This window comes from Achromobacter sp. (genome assembly GCF_057314935.1).
This window is the reverse complement of record NZ_DBHKZA010000017.1, coordinates 81,866-87,876: the sequence shown is the minus strand read 5'-3', so window position 1 is coordinate 87,876 and position 6,011 is coordinate 81,866. Positions and strand designations below refer to the sequence as shown.

General features: G+C 67.7%; 5 protein-coding genes. 4 read left to right on the top strand and 1 reads right to left on the bottom strand.

All coding sequences use genetic code 11. The features are described 5' to 3' along the window. The coding region (locus tag ACO6D5_RS08905; protein ID WP_485825174.1) for an ATP-dependent DNA helicase at positions 1–2,262 on the top strand (2,262 nt) is incomplete at its 5' end. A gap of 4 nt (positions 2,263–2,266) precedes the next feature. On the opposite strand, the gene ACO6D5_RS08900 is transcribed toward ACO6D5_RS08905, so the two are convergent. Further along, on the bottom strand, positions 2,267–3,799 hold the full coding sequence (locus ACO6D5_RS08900; RefSeq protein WP_485825173.1) for an MFS transporter: 1,533 nt from the start codon (positions 3,797–3,799) through the stop codon (positions 2,267–2,269). A gap of 148 nt (positions 3,800–3,947) precedes the next feature. Between ACO6D5_RS08900 and ACO6D5_RS08895 the strand changes: the two genes are divergently transcribed. The 3 genes from ACO6D5_RS08895 (at position 3,948) to ACO6D5_RS08885 (ending at position 6,002) form a co-directional block, all read left to right on the top strand. Further along, entirely contained in the window at positions 3,948–4,832 is an 885-nt protein-coding gene (locus tag ACO6D5_RS08895; RefSeq protein ID WP_485825172.1) for a LysR family transcriptional regulator, read from the top strand. Between the two features lie 76 nt (positions 4,833–4,908). Next, entirely contained in the window at positions 4,909–5,499 is a 591-nt protein-coding gene (locus ACO6D5_RS08890; protein WP_315845343.1) for a TetR/AcrR family transcriptional regulator, read from the top strand. Further along, positions 5,493–6,002, top strand: coding sequence for a PaaI family thioesterase (locus ACO6D5_RS08885; RefSeq protein ID WP_315845344.1), 510 nt, complete (start codon positions 5,493–5,495; stop codon positions 6,000–6,002). The genes ACO6D5_RS08890 and ACO6D5_RS08885 overlap by 7 nt, the downstream gene beginning before the upstream one ends. Positions 6,003–6,011 lie beyond the last annotated feature (9 nt).

Here is a 6,011-nt window from a genome sequence, read left to right as displayed (position 1 = left end):
GCCGTGGCGGTGCGTGCGCTGTGCGAGTTCACCGCGCGGGCCGGCGATCTGGACTTGCGTTTCACGCCGGCGCCGACCGGGCTGGAAGGCATGGCGGGCCACGCGGTGGTGACGGGCCGGCGCGGGCCGTCCTACGAGACCGAAGTGGCGCTGTCCGGCCAACATGAGAACCTGCTGGTGCGGGGGCGGGCCGACGGCTATGACCCCGTGGCCAGGCAGTTGGAAGAGGTCAAGACGTATCGCGGCCAGTTGGACAGCGTGCGCGAGAACCACCGCGTGGTGCATTGGGCGCAGGCGCGCGTCTATGGCCATTTGCTGTGCCAGTCACGCGGGCTGGACCAGGTGCGCGTGGCCCTGGTGTATTTCAATGTCGTCACCGAAGAAGAAACGGTGCTGGTGGAAACGCATGAGGCGCCGGCGCTGGCGGCCTTCTTCCAGGAACAATGCGACCGATTCCTGGCCTGGGCCAAGACCGAGCTTGCTCATCGGCAAGCGCGCGATGCCGCGCTGGAAAAGCTGGCGTTTCCGCATGGCGAATTCCGCGCGGGGCAACGCGACCTGGCCGTGGCCGTGTACCGCACGGCGCGCGACGGCCGTTGCCTGATGGCGCAAGCCCCCACCGGTATCGGTAAGACGCTGGGCACGATCTTCCCGCTGCTCAAGGCCAGCCCCGGCACGGGCCTGGACAAGATCTTCTTCCTGGCGGCCAAGGGATCGGGGCGTGGGCTGGCGGTTCAAGCGCTGGACACCATCAATGCGCAGCCCGCGGCGCCCGCGCTGCGGGTGCTGGACCTGCAGGCGCGCGACAAGACCTGCGAGCATCCGGATCTGGCCTGCCACGGGGATTCCTGCCCCTTGGCAAAAGGGTTCTATGACCGCTTGCCGCAAGCGCGCGAAGCGGCGTTGCAGCACGTCCGGCTGGATGCGCCCATGGTACGGGAGACGGCGCGCGCGCATCAGGTGTGTCCGTACTACCTGTCGCAGGAGCTGATCCGCTGGAGCGACGTGGTGGTGGGCGACTACAACTATTACTACGACGCCACCGCAATGCTGTACGCCATGACGCAGGCTTACCAGTGGAAGGTGGCGGTGCTGGTGGATGAAGCCCACAACCTCGTGGACCGGGCGCGCCGCATGTACACGGGCGAACTGGACCAGGCGTCGCTGTCCGCGGCGCGGTATGCCGCGCCCAAGGCGCTGAAGAAGCCGCTGGACGGCCTGCAGCGGTCATGGAACGCCCTGAACAAGAAGCAGGTTGAACGGTATCAGGCCTATGAGATGGTGGCCCCGGGGGTTTTGACCGCCGTGCAAAAGGCCGTAGGCGCCATCATGGAGCACATGGCTGAATCGCCGTTGCCGCAAGACGATCCCGTATTGACGTTCTACTTCGAAGCGCTACAGTTCATGCGCCTGGCCGAACAATTCGGTTCGCATGCGCTGTTTGACGTGACGCTGTCGGACGTGGGCGTGGCCAGCGCCAAAACGCGGCCGTCCACCTTGTGCGTGCGCAACGTGATCCCGGCGCCGTATCTGGCGGCGCGCTACGCGGCGGCGCACGCGACGGTGCTGTTTTCCGGCACGCTCAGCCCCCAGCAGTTCTACCGCGATACGCTGGGGCTGCCCAAGGATGCGCCCTGGATCGACGTGGCCGCGCCCTTCCAGGCAGAGCAACTGGCCGTAAGGGTGGTGGGCAACGTGTCTACGCGCTACCGCGACCGCGAACGTTCGCTGGCGCCGATCGTCGACTTGATCGCCACGCAATACGCCGAGCGGCCCGGCAACTATCTGGGGTTCTTAAGCAGCTTCGATTATTTGCGCCAGGTGTCCGACCTGATGCGCGAACGCCACCCCACGGTGCCGATCTGGTTGCAGACCCCGGGCATGGACGAGCCTGGCCGCGCCGCGTTCCTGGCCCGGTTCACCGAGAGCGGCCGGGGGGTGGGCTTCGCGGTGCTGGGCGGCGCGTTCTCGGAAGGGGTGGACCTGCCGGGCAAGCGGCTGATCGGCGCCTTCATCGCCACACTGGGCCTGCCGCAAGTGAACCCCGTGAACGAAAACATGAAGCGGGCCATGGACTTGCGTTATGGCGAAGAGAACGGCTACGACTACACCTACCTGTATCCGGGCATGCAGAAAGTGGTGCAGGCGGCTGGCCGCGTGATCCGCACCGAGCAGGATGTGGGCACCGTGCACCTGATCGACGACCGCTATCGCCGCGCCAAGGTGCGCGGCCTGCTGCCCAGCTGGTGGCAGGTGGACTGATGCGCTAGGGCGTGGCCGCCGCGCCATCGCGGGCGGCGTGCGGGCGCTGCCGCCCCAGCAGCGCCTGGATGGCCAGCGCGGTCAGCACGGCAATGCCGGCCAAGGCGTGCAGCACGTGGCGAAAGGCCTCGTCATAGCTTTGCTGCAGCAGCGCCGAGGCGCCCGGCAACAAGGCCGCGGCTTCGTGCAACTGGCCCAGCGCGGCGCGGTTGGCGGCCATCAGGATGGCGTGGCCGTCGGTGGCGGCAGGCAGCGCCGCTGTCAGCGGCAGCTGGATCAGCATGGCCAGCAGCGCGCTGACGACCGCGATGGCGATGCCGTCCGCCGATACGCGCACCGTGTTGAAGATGCCGGTGGCCATGCCGACGTTGCGCGGTTCCACCACGCTGACGGCCATCGCGTCCATCAGGCCCCAGGGCACGCCGATGCCGATGCCGATCAAGCTCATCGGCAACCACAGGCCGGTGGCGCCGCTGGCCATGACGTCGGCCAGCCAGACCAGGCCGGCGGCCACCGCCAGCAAGCCGACCGCGGACAGCACGCCCGGGTTGAACCAGCGTGTCAGCAATGCGGCCAGGAACGGCACGACCAGCAACGGCGCGGCCAGGCCGATCATCAACTGGCCGGCAGCCAGCGCGCTGTAGCCGTCGATCCCGATGAAGCGGCCGGGCAGCAAGGCGATCAGCACGATGAAGAGGAACGCCGGTGAAGCCGCCAGCACCTGCACGCCGACAAAGCGCGCGTCGCGGAACAGGCTCAGGTCCAGCATGGGCCGGGCGGCGCGGCGTTCGATGCGCAAGAACACGCCGGACAGCAGGGCAGATGCCGATAGCGCGCCGATCACGTGCGCATCCGTCCAGCCCGCTTCGGGCGCCAGCAACATGCCGTAGGTGAACAGGCCCAGCGCGCCGGTGAAGCTGATGGCGCCCGGCCAGTCCAAGCGGCCCTGGGCGGCACAGAGAGTCGGGCGAACGCTGACGGCCACCATGACGGCGCCCAGCACGCCCACCCCGCCCGTCGCCAGGAATACCCACTCCCAACCGGCGGCCTGCACCAGCCAGCCGGAAGCCAGCGGCCCGAACGACAGGCCGACGCCGAACGTGGTGCCCAGCAAACTGAACGCACGGGTGCGCGCCACGCCGTGGAACAGTGGGGCCAACGACGACATCGCGGCGGCAAAGGCGGCCGCGCCGCCCATGCCCTGCATCAGCCGCAGGACATCGATCCAGCCCGTGGTGGGCACGTAGGGGATGGCGAACGTGGCGGCGCAGAACCAGGCCAGGCCCAGCAGCCAGACCCGACGGGGGCCGTACAGGTCGGTCAGGCTGCCCGACACCATGATGACGCTGCCGTACGCGAGGATGTAGCCGTTCAAGATCCAGTTCAATTCAACCGAGGTGCCGCCCAGCGCCTGGCTGATCGACGGCAAGACCACGGCGGGGCCGGTGAAGCACAACGGAATAAGCAGGGCCGTCAGGCAGGCGGACAGCAGTTGCAGCCAGCGATGGCGGGGGGAGGGGGATTCAGGAAGTTGCATGGGGCGTGCCGGTCGAATTAGGGCGCCGCGCGGCGGGATTGCGGTGCGGCGGCAGAATGACGGCAAGCTTAGGGGGCGTCGGATAAAAGAAAAACAGGCTAGGATTCCGAATATTCAGGACAGATATGTCCGCAATGAGGGGGTAGGGATGGACAGTCTTGGCGGCATCGGCGTCTTTGTGCTGGTCGCGGAAACGCGCAGCTTTTCCGAGGCGGCGCGAGTGCTGGGGGTGTCGCCGTCAGCGGTGGGAAAAAGCGTGGCCAGAATGGAAGAGCGCTTGAAGGTGCGCCTGTTCCATCGCAGCACGCGCCAGATCGCGCTGACCCCGGAAGGCGAGAAATTCCTGGAGCGTTGCCGCCGCATCCTGTGCGAAGTGGAAGCCGCTGAACTGGAACTGTCCGAAGCCACCGATGCGCCGCGCGGCAAGCTTCGGGTGAGCTTGCCGCGCTACAGCGGGCTGTTCGACGCCACCATCGCCAGCTTCCTGCGGCAATACCCGGCTGTGGAGCTGGACCTGGATTTCACGGACCGGATGGTGGACGTGATCGGCGAAGGCTACGACGCCGTGGTCCGCACCGGCGACATGGACGATTCCGGCCTGAAACGCCGGCGGCTCGGGCCGTTCCGCCGGGTACTGGCCGCGGCGCCTGCCTATTTGCGCCAGCATGGCACGCCCAAGCGCGCGGGCGACCTGCTGCGCCACGCCTGCCTGCATTACCGATATCCCGCGACGGGCCGGCTTGAGAAATGGCCGTTGAAACTGGGGCCGGACGCGCAATCGCCCGAGTTGCCCCTGACGCTGGTCTGCAACAGCGTCGAGATGCGGATATCCCTGGCAGTGGGCGGGCAGGGCATCGTCTGCCTGCCGGATTTCACGATCCGCCGCGAGCTGGCTGCGGGCCAGCTGCAGATCGTGATGGAAGACCGCACGCGCGGCAGCGGCACGATGTGGGCGCTGTGGCCGGCCAGCCGCCATGCGTCGCCCAAGCTGCGGGTGTTCATCGACCATCTGGCGCAACACCTGTTTCCCTGAATCCGGCCAGGCCGCCCTTGTAGGATGATAATCATCATATTAATATGATGATCATCATCTAATGGCTGGACCAGTCATGCGCTACGACAACGGACACAAGCGGGAAACGCGGATACGCATTTTGAAGACGGCGGCGGACGCGGTGCGCGCAGACGGGCCGGACCGGATCGGCGTGGCCGCGGTGATGCGTCAGGCCGGCATGACCCATGGCGGCTTTTACGCGCATTTCAATTCGAAGGATGCGCTGGTCGAGGCGTCGATCGAACACATGTTCGACGAGGCGCTGGCCCGCGCCCAAAAGCGGATGGAGGGACGCACGCCCGCCGAAGGCCTGGCCGCCTACGTAGATGCCTACCTGTCGACCGCCCATTGCGAGGCGCGCGCCCATGGCTGCCCGCTGGTGGCGCTGGCCTCCGATCTGCCGCGCCAGTCTGACGCCTGCCGGCAGGCCTATGCCGCCGGGTTGCGTCGGCTGGTGCAGGCCCTGGCCGGCCGGTTGGCCGATGCCGGCTACCCCGAGCCGGAACCGCTGGCCCGTTCGGTGCTGGCTGAGCTGGTCGGCGCGGTTTCCCTGGCCCGTTGCGAGACCGATGCGCAACGGGCGAATGCCATGCTGGCGGACGCCCGCCGGCTCTTGAAGGCCCGACTGGGCCTGGAGCAATGCTGATGACATCCCAACCGACCCCCCATCGCGAACCCAGCCTGGTCGAGGAGACCGGCGCGGGCCTGGACGGCCTGGCGCAACTGCGGGCGTTGCTGGCTTCCGGCCGCAAGCCCGGCATCATGGTGACGCTGGACTTCGACTTCGTGGAAGTGGAAACCGGACGCGCGGTATTCGCCGGCACGCCGGGGCCGCAGGCCTACAACCCCATCGGCACGGTGCACGGCGGGTATGCCGCCACGCTGCTGGATTCGGCGTGCGGCTGCGCCGCGCATTCCCAACTGACGGCCGAGCAGGCCTACACCACGCTGGAGCTGAAGGTGGCCTACCACAAGGCCATCACGCGCCACAGTGGCCTGCTGCGGGCGGAAGGCCGGGTCTTGTCGATGGGCCAGCGCGTGGCTTATGCCGAAGCCAAATTGACGGACGCGCAGGGGCGCCTGCTGGCCTCGGCCACGTCCACCTTGCTTGTATTCGCGCGGCCGGCTCCGGCCGTTGTCGCGGGTTGAGACGTCTCG